Origin of the sequence: [Clostridium] aminophilum (assembly GCF_900101295.1) — a bacterium.
Classification (GTDB): Bacteria; Bacillota; Clostridia; order Lachnospirales; family Lachnospiraceae; genus Clostridium_R; species Clostridium_R aminophilum_A.
Genome location: NZ_FOIL01000006.1, coordinates 40,649 through 60,259, shown reverse-complemented (window position 1 = coordinate 60,259; position 19,611 = coordinate 40,649). Strand labels below are relative to the sequence as shown.

The 19,611-nt window shown below is 53.5% G+C and carries 14 protein-coding genes; 7 read left to right on the top strand and 7 right to left on the bottom strand.

Annotation, left to right across the window (positions count from 1 at the left end; genetic code table 11):
• Window positions 1-121 precede the first annotated feature (121 nt).
• From BMW41_RS14900 to BMW41_RS03040, 7 genes are all read left to right on the top strand, one after another.
• Complete coding sequence (locus tag BMW41_RS14900) at window positions 122-2,074, top strand: phospho-sugar mutase (protein ID WP_242870281.1); 1,953 nt, start codon at window positions 122-124, stop codon at window positions 2,072-2,074.
• Window positions 2,075-2,361: 287 nt separating this feature from the next.
• A complete protein-coding gene (locus BMW41_RS03065; protein WP_074648765.1) occupies window positions 2,362-3,540 on the top strand; it encodes an ABC transporter substrate-binding protein in 1,179 nt (392 codons plus the stop codon).
• A 288-nt stretch (window positions 3,541-3,828) separates the two neighbouring features.
• Complete coding sequence (locus BMW41_RS03060; protein ID WP_074648763.1) at window positions 3,829-5,544, top strand: ABC transporter permease; 1,716 nt, start codon at window positions 3,829-3,831, stop codon at window positions 5,542-5,544.
• A 205-nt stretch (window positions 5,545-5,749) separates the two neighbouring features.
• Entirely contained in the window at window positions 5,750-6,826 is a 1,077-nt protein-coding gene (locus BMW41_RS03055; protein WP_074648761.1) for an ABC transporter ATP-binding protein, read from the top strand.
• A 126-nt stretch (window positions 6,827-6,952) separates the two neighbouring features.
• Complete coding sequence (locus BMW41_RS03050; protein WP_242870280.1) at window positions 6,953-8,104, top strand: type I phosphomannose isomerase catalytic subunit; 1,152 nt, start codon at window positions 6,953-6,955, stop codon at window positions 8,102-8,104.
• Window positions 8,105-8,178: 74 nt separating this feature from the next.
• A complete protein-coding gene (locus tag BMW41_RS03045) occupies window positions 8,179-9,303 on the top strand; it encodes an acyltransferase (RefSeq protein ID WP_074648758.1) in 1,125 nt (374 codons plus the stop codon).
• Window positions 9,304-9,466: 163 nt separating this feature from the next.
• A complete protein-coding gene (locus tag BMW41_RS03040) occupies window positions 9,467-10,120 on the top strand; it encodes an HAD family hydrolase (RefSeq protein ID WP_083378753.1) in 654 nt (217 codons plus the stop codon).
• A 259-nt stretch (window positions 10,121-10,379) separates the two neighbouring features.
• Here the strand turns inward: BMW41_RS03040 and BMW41_RS03035 are convergent, their stop codons facing one another.
• From BMW41_RS03035 to BMW41_RS03005, 7 genes are all read right to left on the bottom strand, one after another.
• Window positions 10,380-10,532, bottom strand: a complete 153-nt coding sequence (locus tag BMW41_RS03035) for a hypothetical protein (RefSeq protein WP_330386909.1) — start codon at window positions 10,530-10,532, stop codon at window positions 10,380-10,382.
• A gap of 101 nt (window positions 10,533-10,633) precedes the next feature.
• Window positions 10,634-12,610 (bottom strand): ABC transporter permease, encoded by a 1,977-nt coding sequence (locus tag BMW41_RS03030; RefSeq protein ID WP_074648754.1) that lies wholly within the window; start codon window positions 12,608-12,610, stop codon window positions 10,634-10,636.
• Window positions 12,611-12,649: 39 nt separating this feature from the next.
• Complete coding sequence (locus BMW41_RS03025; protein WP_330386908.1) at window positions 12,650-13,723, bottom strand: ABC transporter ATP-binding protein; 1,074 nt, start codon at window positions 13,721-13,723, stop codon at window positions 12,650-12,652.
• A 341-nt stretch (window positions 13,724-14,064) separates the two neighbouring features.
• On the bottom strand, window positions 14,065-15,363 hold the full coding sequence (locus BMW41_RS03020; RefSeq protein ID WP_074648753.1) for a type 2 periplasmic-binding domain-containing protein: 1,299 nt from the start codon (window positions 15,361-15,363) through the stop codon (window positions 14,065-14,067).
• Between the two features lie 213 nt (window positions 15,364-15,576).
• Window positions 15,577-16,341, bottom strand: a complete 765-nt coding sequence (locus tag BMW41_RS03015) for a response regulator transcription factor (protein ID WP_074648751.1) — start codon at window positions 16,339-16,341, stop codon at window positions 15,577-15,579.
• 125 nt (window positions 16,342-16,466) lie between these two features.
• On the bottom strand, window positions 16,467-18,365 hold the full coding sequence (locus tag BMW41_RS03010) for a sensor histidine kinase (protein ID WP_074648749.1): 1,899 nt from the start codon (window positions 18,363-18,365) through the stop codon (window positions 16,467-16,469).
• Window positions 18,362-19,540, bottom strand: coding sequence for an extracellular solute-binding protein (locus tag BMW41_RS03005; RefSeq protein WP_074648747.1), 1,179 nt, complete (start codon window positions 19,538-19,540; stop codon window positions 18,362-18,364). Before BMW41_RS03005 ends, BMW41_RS03010 begins: the two co-directional genes overlap by 4 nt.
• Window positions 19,541-19,611: the final 71 nt, after the last annotated feature.

Sequence of the window (19,611 nt, the reverse complement as noted above, 5' to 3'; positions counted from 1 at the left end):
GGACTGCTTCGTGTTTTTGTTCTGCTGCAGGGAAGAGCATTATGGCTGCGTGAGTCCCGGATGACCGGAGCGAGGATGGCGGAAATACGGGAAATGTGTGGTTGAACCGGTGAGGGAAAAGATGGAAACAAAAGAAATCTATGAGAAATGGTGCCGGAGGGCAGACAGGGATCCGGATCTGACAGCCGAACTGGCGGCGATGCGGGATGATGAGGAGAAGATCCGGGATGCGTTTTATCGCGATCTGGAGTTCGGAACGGGAGGCCTTCGCGGCGTCATCGGTGCGGGCACTAACCGTATGAACATTTATACGGTCGCACGGGCAAGTGCCGGGCTTGCGGAGTACCTTCTCCGCCGTTACGGAAAAGACGCTAGTGTCGTGATCGGGTACGACTCCCGGATCAAGTCGGAATTATTTGCAAAGACGGCGGCTTCGGTATTTGCCGCGAGGGGCGCGGAGGTATCGCTCTGGGACCGCCTGAATCCGGTACCGACGGTTTCCTTTGCGGTGCGCTATCTCGGGAAAAAGGCGGGCGTCATGATCACGGCAAGCCATAATCCGTCGAAGTACAACGGATATAAGGTATACGGGGCAGACGGCTGTCAGATCACATCCGCAGCGGCAAAAGAGATCTATGAAGAGATCGAAAAGCGGGATGCGTTTGAGGATGTCCGCTTCTACGGAGATGCGGAGGAACGCAAAACGGAAGGTGAGGAGCAGAAGGCAGAGGCGGATGATCTGATGTCAGGTGAGGACGATCTGTTGCAAGGTGCGGATGATCTTTTGTCAGGGCCGGGGGATCTGTTGTCTGCTCCGGGATTTGAGGAGGCGGACCGGGACGGAAAGATACGGTATATCGGTGAAGAGGTGCTGGCCGCATTTCTGGAGACTGTCCGGAAAGAGTCGGTTCTCTTCGGCGAGGAGATCGATCGTAATGTCTCGATCGTCTATTCGCCGCTCAACGGTACCGGCCGGATTCCGGTAACCCGGATTCTGCGGGAGACGGGGTATACAAATGTTACGGTAGTGAGAGAACAGGAGATGCCGGACGGGCATTTTCCGACATGTCCGTATCCGAATCCGGAGATCCGGGAGGCGATGGCGCTTGGGATCCAATATGCCGAGATGAACGGAGCGGATCTTCTTCTTGCGACGGATCCGGACTGCGACCGCGTGGGAATTGCGGTGAAAGAACCGGAAAAGAAGGATTATGTGCTCCTTTCCGGCAATGAGACGGGACTTCTTCTTCTGGATTATCTCTGCAGCCAGCGGAAAAAACACGGGCGTATGCCGGCGCGCCCGGTGATGGTGAAGACCATCGTGACCATGGATCTGGCAGAGAAAATCGCGGAAGATTACGGTGTAACGACGGTCAATGTCCTGACCGGTTTCAAATATGTGGGAGAAACCATTGGCCGTCTGGAGCGGGAAGACCGGGCGGACGACTACATTTTCGGCTTTGAGGAGTCCTACGGGTATCTGTCCGGAACCTACGTCAGGGATAAGGATGCGGTCGGCGCGGCGTTTCTGATCTGCGAGATGTTCTGCTTTTATAAGACGCGGGGAATTTCCCTTTTGGAAAAACTTGGAGAGATCTATCGGCGGTACGGATACTGCAGAAATACGCTGCATTCTTATACGTTTGAGGGAGAAGCGGGCTTTGGAAAAATGCAGGAGATCATGAGGAATTTTCGGGACCGCGCGGGGATAAACGCAGAAGAACCGGATAACGAGCGCAGACAGGCGGCAGAATCCCCGAATGCGGAGCGGCCGGAGGAGAAGGACGGTGAAATACGGAATGTCATGGGACCGGAAAAAACGGATCGGGCATTTGGCGGAAAACAGATCCGGTCGGTTCTGGACTACAACGAGGGCCTCGACGGCCTGCCGAAGTCGGATGTCCTGAAGTTCCTTCTGGAAGATTCCGCAAGCTTTGTGGTTCGTCCGTCGGGAACCGAGCCGAAACTGAAGGTTTATATCTCCGTGATGGCGGAGACAAAAGAAGCGGCAGAGCAGATTGAGAGCGGCATCGTCCGGGATGTTGAGAGAGTTGTGGGGACTGCAGAATCTTAAAGATGAATGGTGAAACATCGAAATGTTCGACCTCGGACTGTTGAAAATACCTGCCGGAAAGAAAAAAACGCACAGACACATTCTACGAGAAGATAATATTCTCCGGAATCCTGTCTGTGCATTTTTTTACCTCTAAATATCGGTTTCAAGAGAAGAAACGGATATCTTTGTGAAAAATGTCATAAAAATCATATAAAGAACAGGATTTTCTGATGTAATCGTGAAAACGATGGACTACAATGAATACGGTAAGATTCATGATGATTCAAACAGGGAGGTAATCACACATGAAAAAAACAGTATCACTTGTTCTGACAGGCGCAATGCTTGCATCTCTTGCGGCATGCGGCGGTTCCGGCGCAGCTTCCACAACAGCGGCAGCTTCTTCTGCAGCGGCTGAGTCCAAGGCAGCGGAGACCACGGCAGCAGCCGGCGAGTCCAAAGCGGCAGAGTCCGATGAGATCGATCCGGAGCTGATCAAGGCAGCGAAGGAAGAGGGAACGCTGGTTGTTTACGGTTCCTGCGAGGAGGACTACCTGGCAGCTGCTTCCGATCATTTCAAAGAGCTCTACGGCATCGATGTTCAGTATCAGAGACTGTCCACCGGTGAGGTTCAGTCCAAGATCGAGGAAGAGAAGGGCAATCCGTCCGGCGACGTTTGGTTCGGCGGCACAACCGATCCGTACAACGTAGCGGCAAAGGAAGGTCTTCTCGAGGCTTACGATGCAAAGAATGCAAAGCACCTGATTGATGCGCAGTACAAGGATCCGGACAACCAGTGGTTCGGTATCTACAAGGGTATCCTGGGCTTCATGGTGAACAAGGATGAACTTGCACGCAAGAACATTGAGGAGCCGAAGGACTGGAAGGATCTTCTCGATCCGAAGTATCAGGGGCTGATCTGGCTTTCCAACTACAACACGGCAGGAACCGCAAAACTGGTTGTCAACACCATGATCCAGAAGTACGGACATGACGATGGTATCAAGTATCTGACCGATCTGGACAAGAATGTTCAGGTTTACACCAAATCCGGTTCCGGTCCGTCCAAGAATGTCGGCACCGGTGAGTGCGTAGTCGGCATCGGCTTCCTGCATGACGGTATCACACAGATCGTGGACAATGGTTACGGCAATGTGGATCTGATCATTCCGGAGTCCGGCACATCCTTTGAGGTAGGAGCAACCGCGATCTTCAAGGGCGCAAAGCACCCGAACGCAGCAAAACTGTGGATCGAGTACGCCCTCAGCCCGGAGTGCGTAGAGCTGGCGGCACAGAACGGTTCTTATCAGTTCCTTGTCATCGACAACGCAAAGCAGCCGGAGCAGGCATCTGAGTTCGGCCTTGATCCGGATAACGTGATGAAGTATGACTTCGAGGATGCGAAGAACAACACCAAGAAGTATGTTGAGGACGTGATGAACGCACTCGGCAGTGCTGCTGATGACCGATTCAAGACAGAATAAGTCTGGAAGTGAAAACTTTCAAATGTGAAAACCGACCGGGACCGTATCATCCGGGCCCGGCGGGCAAAGCATAGTCACAGCTGCAGATATGGCCGGACGAGAGGAGGGATGCTCCCCTTGCCCGGCTGTTTTTAAAGAAACACTGATGATATCAGTGTCTTCTTAAAGCCTCCGGCGGATGGCATGGATTTTCAAAGGAAAATGCTGCTTTGCAGCGAAAATCCGGCCAGGGGAACGCTTTGATCAGCATTTCCCTAAAAAGTTATGACAGAAAGATGGTAAAACGTTATGGCAAAATCAAAAAGTGCCGAGCTGGATCGAAAAAAACTGATGGCGGATCCGGTCATGGTGACGACGATCGTCGTTCTGATCGCATTTCTGACCTTATTCATTCTCTATCCGCTTGCAATTCTTCTGGTTGACAGTTTTGTGAGCGAAAAACAGGGCTTTACGCTGGATACGTTTCGGCGCGTTATGGCAATGTCGAATTTCCGCACCGCGATCACGAATACGCTGAAGGTCGGATTTCTCGTCGGCATTGTGTCTTCTCTTGTGGGACTCCTTTTCGCCTACGTTGAGGTCTATGTAAAGCTGAAGACAAAAGTGATCGAAAAACTGTTCCGGGTGGTATCCATGCTCCCGGTCGTGTCTCCTCCCTTTGTACTTTCCCTCTCGATGATCATGCTCTTCGGCAAATCCGGCATTATCACGAGATATTTACTCCATATCTATGACAACAACGTCTATGGCTTCTGGGGCATTTTTGTGGTGCAGACGCTGACCTTTTTCCCGGTCTGCTACATGATGCTGAAGGGCCTTCTGAAGAACATTGACCCGTCTCTCGAGGAGGCGGCCCGTGATATGGGCGCAACGAGATGGACGGTGTTTACGACAGTGACCTGGCCGCTCATTCTCCCGGGTCTGGGAAATGCATTCCTTGTCACGTTCATCGAGTCCATCGCGGATTTCGCGAACCCGATGATCATCGGCGGATCCTACGATACGCTGGCGACCACCATTTATCTTCAGATCACGGGCGCTTACGATAAAGAGGGCGCATCCGCCATGGCGGTGGTTCTTCTGTGCATCACGCTGATGATGTTCATTGTCCAGAAATATTACCTTGAGGCAAAGAGCACGGCGACACTCTCCGGTAAGGCTTCCAGAGCGAGAATGCTCATTATGGACCGGAGCGTAACGCTTCCGCTGACGATTCTCTGCTCGGCGCTGGCGCTTTTTGTGGTCATGATGTACATCTGCGTGCCCTTCGGAGCGCTCTTTAAGACCTGGGGATATGATTTCCATCTGACGACGAAATGGTTCGGTCAGGTATTCTCGAAATACAAGGGCTTCAAGGCGTTCAAGGATTCCTTTGTTCTGTCCTTTGTATCCGCACCGATCACGGCTCTTCTGTCCATGATCATTTCCTATCTTGTGGTAAAGCGGAAATTTAAGGCGAAGGGCTTTATCGAGGCAGTATCCATGCTGGCGATGGCGGTTCCGGGAACGGTTCTCGGTATCGGATACATTCGCGGATTTTCCGGCGGTATCTTCCACACCGGCGTACTGCAGAGCCTCTATGGCACCGGAGCCATCCTGATCATCGTCTTTATCGTTCGAAGCCTTCCGACCGGTACCCGAAGCGGTATCTCGGCGCTGCGTCAGATCGACAAGAGCATCGAGGAATCGGCTTACGATATGGGCGCAGACAGTTTCACCGTGTTCATGACGGTAACGCTGCCGCTGATTAAGGACAGCTTTCTGTCCGGCCTTGTCACCTCGTTCGTTCGAAGCATCACGGCGATCAGCGCGATCATTCTGCTGGTTACTCCGCAGTTCCTTCTGATCACGGTTCAGATCAATGAGTTTGCGGAGAAGGGCGCATACGGCATCGCGTGTGCATTTGCAACCATTCTGATCCTCATCACCTACGGCGCGGTTCTCTTAATGAATCTGGTGATGAAGTATTTTGGAACAAGCCGGAAAATGAAGGAGTCGGAATAATACATCGTCTGTGGAATGACCGGACGGTTCGGAGCCGGGGTTGAAGGAGACGGACTGAGACATCGTCTGCGGAATGGCCGGACGGTTCGGAGCCGGGGATGACGGAGACGGACTGAGACATCGTCTGCAGAAATCACCGGGCGTTATGGGATCGGCCATTCGGGAAACGATGGAATGGTTGGTGTAAAAATAAGGAGCTGACATCATGGCAAAAGAGAAAAAAGGCGTTCGCCTGGAACATATTTCGAAGATTTATCAGGACCCGAAGACCGGCAAGGATTTCTATGCCGTTCATGACACTGATCTGGAGATCAAACCGGGTTCCTTTGTGACACTGCTCGGTCCATCGGGCTGCGGAAAGACCACAACTCTCCGCATGATTGCGGGGTTTGAGTCGCCGGATGAGGGCGAGATCTATCTCGGCGGAGAGCCGATCAATGAGCTCACGCCGAACAAGCGCGATACGGCGATGGTATTCCAGTCCTATGCGCTGCTTCCGCACTACAATATTTTTGATAATGTGGCTTACGGCTTGAAGCTTCGGAAGATGGATAAGGAGACGATTAAGCAGAAGGTCACCGCAATTCTCAAACTGGTGGGCCTGGAGGGGATGGAATCCCGTATGACGAACCAGCTCTCCGGCGGTCAGCAGCAGCGAGTCGCTCTGGCGAGAGCGCTGGTTCTGGAGCCGGGAGTTCTGCTCTTTGATGAGCCGCTGTCCAATCTGGACGCGAAACTTCGCGTAACGATGCGCACGGAGATCCGCCGCATCCAGCAGGAAGCCGGCATTACGGCTGTCTATGTCACACATGACCAGTCCGAGGCGATGGCGATCTCGGATCAGATCATCATCATGGAGAAGGGAATCGTTTCCCAGATGGGAACGCCGCAGGAGATCTATTATCACCCGAAGAACAAATTTGTCGCGGACTTCATCGGCGAAGCCAATTTCCTGGAAGGAAAACTGACGGCGAAAAACGGCAGTGCAGGAACGGTGGATGTCATGGGACACGCGGTGGATGTTGCGGATGTCTCTCATCTGGAAGCCGGCGCGGACGCGACTCTGGTCATTCGTCCGGAATCGGCGACGCTGGCGGACGAGGGACAGCTTCCGTGCAAGGTGATTCTGAGCACCTTCATGGGACATTATCAGAACTATCATGTGATGGTGGGGGATACTCTGGTAAAACTTACGGAATTCAATCCGAAGAATAAGAAGATCTACAATGTCGGAGATGAAGCATTTGTCAGTGTGACAGCAGACAATATTCACGTGCTGTAAGGATCGGAAAACGGGCTGACACTTTTTTGGGGGTGTCGGCCCGTTTGTTTAAGGATGTTGGGGAAGGTAGTTTTCGGTATGACGCAGATAGCTAAAGAGAAAACGCTTCTCTTCATGAAGCCGTTTTTGAAGGAGGTTTTATGGGGCGGAACCGCGCTCAGGGACCGGTTCGGATATGATATCCCGAGTGAGCACACAGGGGAAGCGTGGGTGATCTCGGGACATCCGGCCGGGCCAAGTGTGGTCGCAGACGGAGAATACGCCGGGATGACGCTGGCGGAGCTGTGGCGGGAGCACGGGGAACTGTTCGGACGGGATAAGGCGGAAGCGCAGTGGGAGCAAGAAGAACTTTCCGGTCAGGCAGCGTCAAAACTTCGCTGTGAGCGCAGGAAACTTTCCGGTCAGGATACAGCGAACCGGAGCGACGACACGTTTCCGCTTCTGGTCAAGCTGATTGATGCAAGGGACGATCTCAGCATTCAGGTGCATCCGGATGATGACTATGCGCGGGAACACGAGAACGGAAGCCGGGGAAAGGCAGAGTGCTGGTATGTCGTGGAATGCGGAGAAGATGCGGACATCATCATTGGCCATCATGCACAGTCGAAAGAGGAACTGAAGCGAATGATCGCGGAGAAACGGTGGAGTGATCTTCTCTGTGTGCGGCCTGTTAAGAAGGGGGATTTTTTCTATATTCCCAGCGGAACCGTGCACGCGATCCGAAAAGGGACAATTCTTCTGGAGGTGCAGCAAAGCTGCGATCTGACCTATCGGCTTTATGATTATGACCGGATGCAGAACGGGAAGCCGAGGGAGCTTCATCTGGAAAAAGCAGAAGACGTGATCACTTGCCCGCAGTCACTGGCAAAGACGGAACAATCGCCGGTCCACATTCCGGGAGGAGAACGGCAGATTCTTGTGGACAGCGGAAAGTTCACGGTGGAAAAGTGGACGATCCGGACGGGCAGCGGAGTGAACGCAGGGGAGAACGCGGAGGCAGCGTATGACGGGAAGCCAGCGAAAGCGGTGGAAACCGTGTATGCGGCGAAGAGAGCAGAGGCAGCGGAAGCGGTGGATGCATCAGAAGCAGTGTATGAAGTCCGAATTGCGGACGAAAAATGGAAAAACAACGATTCTTTCCTGCTGTGTGATATAATCGAGGGCACGGGCCAAATCTGCGGACGTGGAGTAAAGGCGGGCGATCATTTTATCGTCCCAAGCGGATTCGGGGATTTGGCTGTGCGTGGAGAAATGACGATGATCGTATCCTATCAATAGATTTGCGAATATCGCCTGATAAAGCGATCTGCGGAAAATGGATGCGGTGAACAGCAACGAATGGCAGGATTTTTATGAACGATTTGGATCGAAAACAGAAAACAGAATTCGCAGGCGGCCGAAATGAGTGTTTGGACCGGATTCGCGCGGCGGCGACCTTTTTCGTCGTGCTGAATCACACGGTTCAGCTGATGTTCCCTCTTCACCCGGACGGGATCGCCCGGATGAGCGGGGTTCGAAAACTCTTCGGCATCGGGCTCTTTACGGCAGGGCGCCTTGGCGTGCCGCTGTTCCTGTTTTTGTCCGGATACCTTCTTCTGCCGAGGAAATACGACACCGGGAGAATCCGACGGTTTTACCGACACAATCTGATTCCGCTGTTGGTCTCATGGGAAGCGTGGTGCCTGGTGTATGAGGCATACATGGTCTGGTGGCTGAAAACTCCGTTTCAGGCGGGCCAATGGTTTCGAAGGGCACTTTTTCTGGAATACGAGGGCATGCCGCACAGCTGGTACATTCCGATGATTCTCGGGGTATATCTCTTTTTGCCCTATGTGGCGATGGGCGTGCAGCAGATGGAGGGAAAAATCCTGTTTCTTTTGCTGGGGATGGTTTATCTTTACCGGTTTTGTCTGGAGAGCGTCAACCTCCTGATGGATGTCTTCCATGTTCATCCGTGGAATCTCAGGGAACTGCAGCTGGATCTGAATTTCAGCGGGGATTATTACGGCTTCTATCTGGTTTTGGGGTATTGTTTCTGGCGATACCGGGAGGAACTGGGAAGCATTATGAAGCGAGCGTGGGCCGTGATTTTGGTGACGGCGGTATTTGCCGTGAGCGCGGTCTTTACGGTCTGGATCCAGATCCGGATTCTGCAGGCAAACTATGACTACAATGTCTGGTACACGTTCTTTATCATGCCGGTTCTGGGAAGCTGCGCGTTCCTGCTTCTTTGCCGGCTACCGCAGCCGGGAGTATTCCGGGGGCTTGTGACCGATATTTCGGTACATTCATTTGGAGTATTTCTGGTTCATGTGATGGTCATCGGCGTCCTTCTCTGGAAAATGGGGCTGTGGGCAAATCTGGAGGCGCAATGCCTCCTTGTGACGGTGCTGACATTTGTTCTATCGGTTGGAGTGACGAAAATCGGCGGTAAGATCCCTCTTTTGAGAACACTATTGCTTGTGAAAAATGCCTGATAACGTCATCCGAGTGGCAAAACCGGAAAGCCAAAAGCGGAAATATAAAAGCGGAAAGCGAAAAGTAGAAAGGCAAAAGCCAAAAGCGGAAAGTCAAAAGTGAGAATATAAAAGCGGAAAGTGAAAAGATAGAAGAAAAAACGGAAAGTAAAAAAGCCGGAAAATGAAAGGGGAAAAGGTTATGGCGAAGCCGGAGATTCGAAATGTTGTGTTTGATATGGGCAGAACTCTGATTGACTGGAATCCGGAGAAAATTGCGCAGGCAGCAGGCGTTCCGGACAAGGATACGGAGATGTTTGTGAGGGAGACATTTGGCGGCTACGAGTGGACGGCGGGAGACCGCGGCATTCTGAGTGATGACGAGATCGTGGCGGCGGCCTGCCGCCGGCTTCCGGAGCGGCTGCATGAGAATGTCCGGATGGCGGTGACCGGCTGGTGGAACCTCTGGAGCCCGAAGATTCCGGGAATGGAGGAACTGGTCCGTGAGCTGAAGAAGAACGGATACCGCATTTATCTTCTCTCCAACGCGTCATCGCATGTGCATGAGTTTTTTGACCGTCTTCCGGCGTCGGACTGCTTTGACGGGAAATATATATCGGCAGACTGGAAGCTGATGAAGCCGTCCCATGAGATCTATGAGACGTTCTGCGCGCACTTCGGGCTTGTCCCGAAGGAATCTCTGTTTATTGATGACGCGCCGTGGAATATCGAGGGCGCGATGATCACCGGAATGCAGGGAATCGTCTTCTACGGCGATGCGAAACGTCTGCGCCGGGAGATGAGGGAAAAGGGAGTCGCGGTTGCGGATGACGTGTGACGAAGCAGATGGATCAGTGCATTTCGGATCCGGAGACTCACACGATCATCTGAATTTGAAAAGTCTGTGAGACAGGAAAAGAAAAAGGAAAAAAGCTTCGCCGACGGTTTGCCGCCGGCGAAGCTTTTTTTGAAGGTTAATGCATTGAAGGTTAAAGCATGAAAGATTAATGCATTTGAAGATTAGTGTTTTTGAAGAATCTTGTTTCAGTGGGTGATGGATTGGAACCATGCTCTTTTGAAAATTTCTTTTCAGAAGCTTACTTGTCGGCAGGTTCCCATTTGCAGCGCACCGGAGATACAATCTCGCCGGTTTTCTTCATTGCCGCAAATTCTTTGTCTACAATCTTGCGGTCCAGTCCCGAAAGTTCGGCAACTTTCCCTGCGTTCAGCGGAGTGCCGGCTTCCTTCATTACCTGTAGAATTTTCTCTTTATCGGTCATGGCAATATCCTTTCTGATAGAAGTTTCTGCTGCAAGTCAATTATAACATAACCATATCCGGTTTGTTTCGCTCAGATACTTGATTTTTTCTTTTCAGACCCGGATTCCGTTTCGATTTTTTTGACGCAATCCTCTGAGCGATCATCGGAAGACTTTACGGATGAGAATCCGAAGAACTGCACGATTTTCGCGATCCGGCGTTTTCTCTTTTCTTTGGCTTCCAGCCGTTCACCGAGATCCCTCGCGCCGACGCCGTAGACGAGGTACAGGATCAGACCGGAGATGATCATGATGAAGACGGTGGAAGCGCAGCGCCGGCCGGATGCATTGATGTTGTATCCGTAGAGTCCTTCTTCTCGCGTCATGGCCTGAATGATCATGGCGTAGGAGGTGGCCTGGGTGCTGGCGAAGGTCGCCGACATATCATATTCGGTAAAGAGCGCGTTGAAGTTCAGCGCAAATACCGCGAGGACGCTCGGGAGAATGATCGGAAGCTTTACTCTCAGGAAGGTGTAGATCGAGGAAGCACCGAGGTTTTTCGCGGCGTCTTCGAGCTCCTCATCGATGGCGTAGAACGAGGCTTTTACCATGCGCAATGAGAAGGGAAGCTTCGTCACGATGTAGGCCATGACCAGAAGGAACCGGACGTTGTTTCCGAAGTAGAGATTCTGGAAGCCCACATACCATACATCCGAACTGTTGAAGAAGGTCCGGTAGGAATAGCAGATCAGAATCGTCGGAAGCAGCCACGGGAAGAGCAGGGCGTACTCCATGATGACACCCAGTTTCTTGTGATATTTGTTGAAAATATAGGTGCAGGCGGCAACGACGATGACGCAGGCGATGGCTGCCGCGAGAGCGGACAGGATGAAACTGAGGTTAATGCCGCCGAGGGTCGCCTCGTTGCTGAATACACCGGAGATGGAACCCGGTCTCGTCTTGTATTTTCCGCGGTTGGTCATGTATTCATAATCTGCGGTTCCGAAGAAGTTCAGGGTGGTCCACTGGGTCAGGTCGAGCTGGCGGTTGCGGACGGCCGAGTAAGTCTGGAACGAGAAGATGACGATCATTACCACCGGCATCATGTAGATCACAAAAAGCACGTAGGCGTAAATGTGCATGAGCATGTTGACCGTCTTGTTGGTGATCTTCTGTTTCTGGAGTTTTGCCTTCGTCTTGGAGACGGAGAGGTAGTGCCCCCGCCGCTCATAGGCGGAGAGTACGGTCAAAAGGACAATCGTGAAGCAGGCAAGGATGATGGACAGGAGTGCTGCTCTTGCCTGCGGGAAGGACTCGTCGGCAACGGAGGAACCGGCAAGACGGACGATCTCCGGATTGATGGTGTCATAGCCCATCAGGGTCGGGGCACTCATGGCGCAGAGACCGGTGATGAAGGTCATGATGGTCAGCGAGAAGAGGGTCGGAACCAGTGTCGGCATGACAACCTTGGCAAGGACCTGGAAGGGATTTGCTCCCATATTGCGGGCTGCCTCCACCGTGTTGTAATCGATTCCGCGGATTGCATTTCGCAGGAACAGCATATGGTTGCTGGTGCAGGCGAAGGTCATGGTGAAGAGAACGGCCCGGAATCCGGTGAACCATTCCGTATTCATATTCGGAAAAATCTGCGAGAGAAATCCGGTCACCACGCCGTCCTGAGCGTAGAGAAAGAGGTATCCGGTTCCCAGCGCGATACCGGAATAGATCATGGTTGTTGCGTAGCCGAGGCGAAGGATCTTTGATCCCTTGATGTCAAAGTATTCGGTCAGGAGCACCAGACTGATGCCGACGACATTGACGGTGATGACCAGACAGATTGCAAGCTTAAGGGCATTCCAGACATACTTTCCCATGCTTCCGGCCAGAAAGAACCGGATAACGGCAAGCGGGTCGGTTTCGCCGGCGGCATTTTTCGTCAGAAAGATGCTGGAAAGAGTATTCAGACACGGCATCAGCATAAAGCCGAAGAAAAGGTAGGCGAAAAATGCGATGCCGACCATCCGGACGATATAATCAGTCGTGATGGGATTCGTTTTGGCAGTGTTCATATCATTTCCTCCAGTCTGTTGTGGAATAAATCGGACTGTTTACATATTTTCGGAATAATCAGCCGGTTTATAGGACATGATATCCTTTGGATCGAGAACAATGTGGACATGTTCTCCGGCTCCGTAGATATTGATTCCGTCATTTTTCTCGATCACTTTAATGATCTGACCTTCGGCATGAATATAATACTTTATGTAGAGACCATAGTATTCCATGCTTTCCACGACACCCGGAATCTCCAGCTGGCCCGGTTTTGCGGGCACATTGACATGAAGACGCTCGAGGCGGATGTAGTTGCGGTCCGCTGTGCTGAGGATCGGAAGTTCCGTCGGATATGCGGCCGGATTTGTCCGCATTGTCTCTGCGATTTTCTCTCCGAGCTGCGGCTGGATGGGGTCGATGTCGCCGATGAAGTTGCAGACGAACTCGCTCTTGGAGTGATTGTAGATCTCGTTCGGCGTTCCGATCTGCTCCACCACGCCTTTGTTGAAGACGGCGATGCGGTCGGAGAGCGTCAGCGCCTCCTCCTGATCGTGGGTGACATAGATGGTCGTGATGCCGAATTCCTTCTGCATTTTCTTCAGCTCGTTCCGGAGCTGGACACGGAGCTTGGCATCCAGATTGCTCAGGGGCTCGTCCATGCAGATGATGGCCGGATTGGTGACCAGAGCTCTCGCGATGGCGACACGCTGCTGCTGGCCGCCGGAGAGCTGGGAAACAGCCTTCCCCAGCTGTTCTTCGGTGAGATCTACCTTTTTCGCGATGGTGTGCACCTTTTCGGCGATCTCGGTTTTGGAGAGTTTCTTGAGTTTTAAGCCGAAAGCGATGTTATCGTACACGGTCATCGTCGGGAAGAGCGCGTAGCTCTGGAAGACAATGCCCACATTGCGCTGTTCGATGGGAACATTCGTGATGTCTCGGTCGTTGACAAAGACCCGGCCCTCTGCCGGTTCGATAAAACCGGTGATGGTGCGGAGCGTGGTGGTTTTTCCGCAGCCGGACGGCCCGAGGAAGGTGAAAAACTCTCCTTCCTGAACCTGAATGTTGATGTCACGGAGTGCCGTGAAATCGCCGAATTTTACGACGATATTCTTTAATTCGATCATTGACATAGATTGTTCTCCTACTATTGGTATTCGTCATATCCGTTTGCTGGTTCGGGAAAAGCTTCCATGGAAGGAAGTTTGCGGATGGCTCCGGATGGTTCCGGGCCGAAAACATTCTCAAAAGGCTCTTTCGGGATGCGGCAAAATGCCTTCCATGGAGGCTTTTCAGAGAACAAAGTCCGCGGGGCGTTTGTGTTTCATAGGGAATTTCGGAGATATTTCCCATGAAACACAAAACGGCGGGCATCTGCGCCCGCCGTCTCACACGGTCCGTCAGGATCCCCTCCGGAAAGAGGGGACGAGGAGCCGAAGTCCTCATGCGGACTTTGTATTTTTTATTGGAGGGATCAATTGCCCTTCTTCTGTGTCAGAGTAGCCCAGTCAAGCTTGTCCCAATCCGGCTCTTTTGCTGCGCCGGCTGCATCTGCCCAGAAGTAGCCGAGGTTTGTCTCGATGTTGGTCCACTCTGCGTTGTGCTTGGCAGCATACTCTGCGTAGGTCATGCCGTCAACGGTCTGCTGAGCCATATTCGGCTGTGTGTACAGTGCCGGAATGCCGTCCGGATACAGAGTGTTAGCGGCGTCCTCGTTGCACGGGAAGGAGTCGAATTCTTCACCCCATGCAGCCTGCACATCGGCGCTTCCGAACCAGTCGGCAAATGCCTTGACTGCCTCGGTCTGCTCCGGGGTACGATCTTTCTTATCCAGAACGCCGATGTACTCTGCGATGTAGAATACGCCGTCCTTGACATCTGCCAGTGCCCAGTTCTCCGGTTTTGTGGTGCCCTTTAACGGCTTGTCGGAGTTCTCGGCTGCCGCATCGATCTTTCCGTAGAGGGAGGAGGTGTAGAAGGAAGATACTGCCACATCGCCCTTGTTCAGCGGATCGAAGCCGTATTTGTAGGTGTCGTCAGAGGAGAACTTTCCGTCTGCGCAGTATTTCCAGAGCATCTTCCATCCGTCAACGGAAATGCCGCCGGCCGGAGAACTCGGATCTACATAAGCGAAGAGGAGAGAGTTGTTGATATTGGTGTTGGTGGTTCCGCCGACCTTGTTCTGACGGTACCAGCTGTAGCCGGAATCCAGCATGTCTGCCCAGTGATCGAACTTGAGCTCTTTGCCGTTGGTTCCGAGGTCATCGGTTCGGTACAGAAGGAGAGAGCCCTGAACAACCAGGCCGTATGCCGCGTTGTCGAACTTGTAGGAGCCGACTTTGTCTTTCCAGGACGGAGCCCAGTCCACGAGCTTTAAGTTCTCATATTCGCCGCCAATGATCTGAGACCATCTGGTCTCGTTCAGACCGAAGATGATATCTCCGTCTTTCTTCTCGTTTGCTGCCTGAACCGCTGCGGTATCGCCGGAGATGACGGAGTTATCGTCGATGCTGATCTTGAAGCCGGCGTCCTCCGCTTCCTTGATAAGCCAGGTGGTGCGCTCGGTGGAGTTGGAGTTGGAATAGATGCGGATGGTGTAATCGGAATAATCCTTCTTTTCTGCGGAAGCGGCTGCCGTGGTCTCTGCTGCAGACTCAGACGGCTGCTGTGCAGCTGCCGTTGTGGTGGCGGTGGAAGAAGATCCTCCGCATGCTGCCATGGATGCTGCCATAGCGGCGGTGAGTGATAATGCTGTAAATTTCTTGAAATTCATATACATTTCCTCCCTTTGTTTTCGGGGACCACCATTGATCCCTCGTATAATCACATTTTATCCAAACGGAAAGGAAAATTGAATGGGAGAAATCTGCGATTTATAGAAGGATTCTGCGATTTTGCCATCAAAATGCACAACGGTCAAAAATATAATAAAGAAAATATAGAAATAATAGATAAAAAACGGAGCCAAACGGCCCCGTAGGATCCATCAGAATCCGTTCACCGGTGCGTGCCAGTGATCCTGATATTCCGACGGAGAGATACCGGTGTTTTTCTTGAAGATACTGCAGAAATAGGCAACGTCCCGGTAACCGACCTGTTCGGCCACCTCGTAGACGCGGATGGCCGGATCTTTCAGAAGCCGGATGGCCTGATGTACGCGGTAACCGGTCAGATAATTGTTGACGGTGTAGCTGGTCTCCTTTTTGAAGGCGTGGCTGAGATGACCTTCGCTGACGCTGACTGCCTCGGCGATGGTGCTGATGTTGATGCCCTGATCGGCATAATGTTCCGCGATGTAGCTCATGGCCTGCATGACGATGCGGCTCTTGTCGCCTTTCGGCAGAGCTTTCAGCGGATCGGTGCCGACGGAAGCCTGCCGCCGGTCGAGTTCGAGAACTTTCCGGACGGAAGCGATCAGGTCTTCATTTTCGAAGGGCTTCAGAAGATAGTCCACCGCGCCGAACTGGATGGCGCTGCGGGCGTATTCGAAGTCGCTGTAGGCGGTCAGGATGATGGCGTGGGCCTCACATCCCTCAGCCCGGAGCTGCTTCATCATCTCCAGCCCGTCCATATGGGGCATGCGGACGTCAGTGATGATGAGGTTGGGATGATACCGGTGCACGGCTTCAATTCCCTCGGCGCCGTTGGCCGCTTCGGCGACCACGGCACAGCCTTCCTGCGCCCAGTCAATGCCGAGCGCGATTCCGTGACGGACGACGGCCTCGTCGTCCACAATCAGTATTTTCAGCATGATATTTTTGTCCTCCAGGCTCAAGCAGACAAGCTTGCTTGTCTATTTGAGCCGTCAATCAAAGTTTGAAAGTTTACTTTCAAACTTTCTCCTGTGATCACAGCAAACGATAGAATCGACGGTGTTTATTCCGGATATATGTGAGGTCCTGTATCACCCGCCGGATCCGATATCTCCAGCGGAAGCCGCAGGGTGATGACCGTTCCGCGGCCGGGGGAGGAAGCGGCATAGAGCCCGTAGGATTCCCCGTAGTAGAGGCGGATGATCTTTCCGACATTGTAGCAGCCGAGGTGACCACGCGGCTTCAGGGAACCGCCGCTGTTGATGACGTTCAGGGTTTCCGGCGGCATGCCGGTTCCGTTGTCGGATACCGTGAGGACGAGGACGTGACGGCTGGCGTCCTCAAATTTCTCTTCCGCGGTGATCTTGATGTATCCTTCGTCCATGTCGGCGACACCGTGAACGACCGCATTTTCCACAACGGGCTGAAGGACAAGCTTGGGAATCAGGCAGCTCCGGAAGCGCTCGTCCACGTCGATCTCACAGGTGAAGCGGTCCTCAAACCGGATGGACTGGATGGAGAGGTAGCGTTCCACGAGATCGAGCTCTTCATCGAGGGTGATCAGACGCGAGTCCGAGATGCTGGCGCGGAGCAGGGCAGCGAGAGACGTGGACAGTGCCGCGATATCCGGGACGCCGTGGGAAACGCCGAGCCATTTCACCGTATCCAGAGTGTTGTACAGAAAATGCGGATTCAGCTGCGCCTGAAGCATACGGATCTGTGTCTCGTTCAGTTCTTTCTGGCGCTTGACAGAGCGCCGGAGGTTGAGCGCGTGCTCTTCCAGCATATGGTTGAAGGAACGGGTGAGGTGTCCCATCTCATCGGTGCGGTTGCTGGCGATCCGGACCGAGTAATCCCCGTTCATCGCCTGTTTCATCGCCCGGTCCAGATCAAGGATCGGTTCCGAGATATGCCGACTGAGCTTCCAGGTCGTGAACAGACCAAGGAGCAGACCGGTGAGCGCGATCGAAACGCTGATGAGGATGAGCGTCCGTGTCACTGCGGTGGTGAAGAGTTTCGGCTGCTGAAGGACTGCCGTGAATCCGGACGGGGCGATGCCCGCGACCGTGTAATTATAGGAATTGGTGTAACTTCCGGCCGGATCCAGATCATACGGGCGGCTTTCATCTGCCTCGCTCCGGAGATATGCGGATCGGAGGCGGTTAATCAGAACATCGTCTGCCGGCCGCTGGGAACTGTAGATCAGCCGCCAGGAAGAGTCCAGAAGAAAGACATCGTTGCCGGCAGAGTAGGTACCGGTCAGAAGCGCCGCCATCTGATCAATCGAGCTTCGGATCAAAATGTAGCCGAGTTCCTCACCGTCGTAGGAGGTCAGGAGAACCGCCTGTTCCAGACCGCCGTCCTCGCCGGCTCCGGTGACGTAGTTTTCGGCGGAATGAAGTGACGGCGGGGAATTCCCTGCCGCGGCGGAACCATTTGGCTGGTCAGAGAGCCGTGCCGCGGCGGCCCCCGTGTCTTCTGCAGAAGCGGATGCTTCGTTCACGGTCATCCGGTGGTGTTCCCGGGCGAGCCGGAGAATGCCCCAGTCGAGAGGCAGCGTTTCCGGAGCGGCGGGGGAGGCGGATGCGGTGGTGAAGCGCACGGTGCCGTTTTTGTCCAGAATGGAAAGATCCGCATATCTGCGGAGAGAATGCGTTTTTTTCAGAAGCACGGAATAGAGCGCATTGGAATTCCAGGCTCCGTATCGGAGGGTACTCCGGACGAGCGTGCTTTTCTGCAGAAAGTCCTCGGCTTCGGAGAGATCGCGGGAAAAACCGGTTACGGCATCGGCGACGTCGGAAAGGTCGGATTCCGCGTGTTCCCGAAGGAATAGACGGCTCTGCCGGAGCGAAACGGTAAACACCAGAACACTGCAGAGAAGGACCGGAAGGAGGACGGAAACCATCGTCGCGGCGAAAAGCCGGTGGCGGAAGGAACTGCGGATCCATTTGTTCAGGTTCATCGCACACCTCCCTGGTTGAATAGGAATTCGGGTGAAATATATTCCGGATCCCCAGCCCTTTTGTAATTGGCCGGATGGTCGGAGAGAACCGGCCGGCCGGTCCGGTCCCCGTTTTGTTCGCCGGAGACGGTAAGCCAGGTGCTCAGAAGCGTTTTCCACTGTCCCGCCGACCATTCTTCATGGTTCGGCAGAAGCGGAATCTTTGAGAGCGGCCGAAGTTTCGCCTCCTGCGGGACGGAGGAGGCATCCTCCGGCTCACTGCGCAGAAGCATGGAATTGTCGGACTGATCATAGGCGGAAGTGAGGTATTCTGCCGCGGCGTACGGACTTCGGCTTCCGACACGGTCCGGAAGATAACGTTGTACATCGTCGGTCTGCAGAAATTCTTCGAATTTTCGCGCATTATCCGGGTGTGCGCAGCCTTTTACGATTGCCGTGCAGGAGGTGTGGACGGACGTGCCCTCGACCGGATAGACAATGGTGATGTCAAGACCGCCCCGCCTTGCGGTCAGAGCCCGGGCTTCGGAGGTGATTCCCGCATAGCAGGAACCGTCGGTGACGGAGGTGATGACGGAGTCAGCGTCCGGAACGGTTTTGCAGTCCAGCTGGCGAAACCAGGACGCGGCGATTCCCGTCGGATTTGCACCGAGGCCGTAGGCTGCCAAAGCATCCGGATCTTCGACGGACTCGGCGGAGAGCGACTGCGTCATGGCACACAGAGCTGCCATGGAAACTGCGGAGTCGGCGGGATTCTCGTATGCAATCCGGCCCGTCCACATGGAGTCAAAGAGACTCAGCCAGCCGTTGGGCGGCGTCATCTGGATCAGGCGGGGATTGTAGACAATGACGATCGGAGATGCGGAAAACGGAATGATGCGTTCATACCGGTCCGGTTCGGAACGCAGAAGAAAACTGTCACCGCCGAGGATCAGGTCGGCATGCTCCGCCGTATCCGTCTCGACCCAGATACCGGTCCGACGTTCAAATTCACGGACGATCGGCGTGTAGGTCCCATCCGGAAATGGCAGGTGTACAACGAGAAGATGATTGTTTCCGGCGGTCGTTTCGGCTGTTTTTGCCGGGGAAGCGCAGGAGGTCAGGAAACAGAGAATAACCAGGCAGGTGCCGGGAATACAGACAGAGAAAATACGGAAAAATGATGAAATCGGCTTCATGGGATCTTCCTCTTTTTTCGTTTCGGTAGTATGAGGATATTTTACTACGTTTCCCGCTGTTTGGACAATGC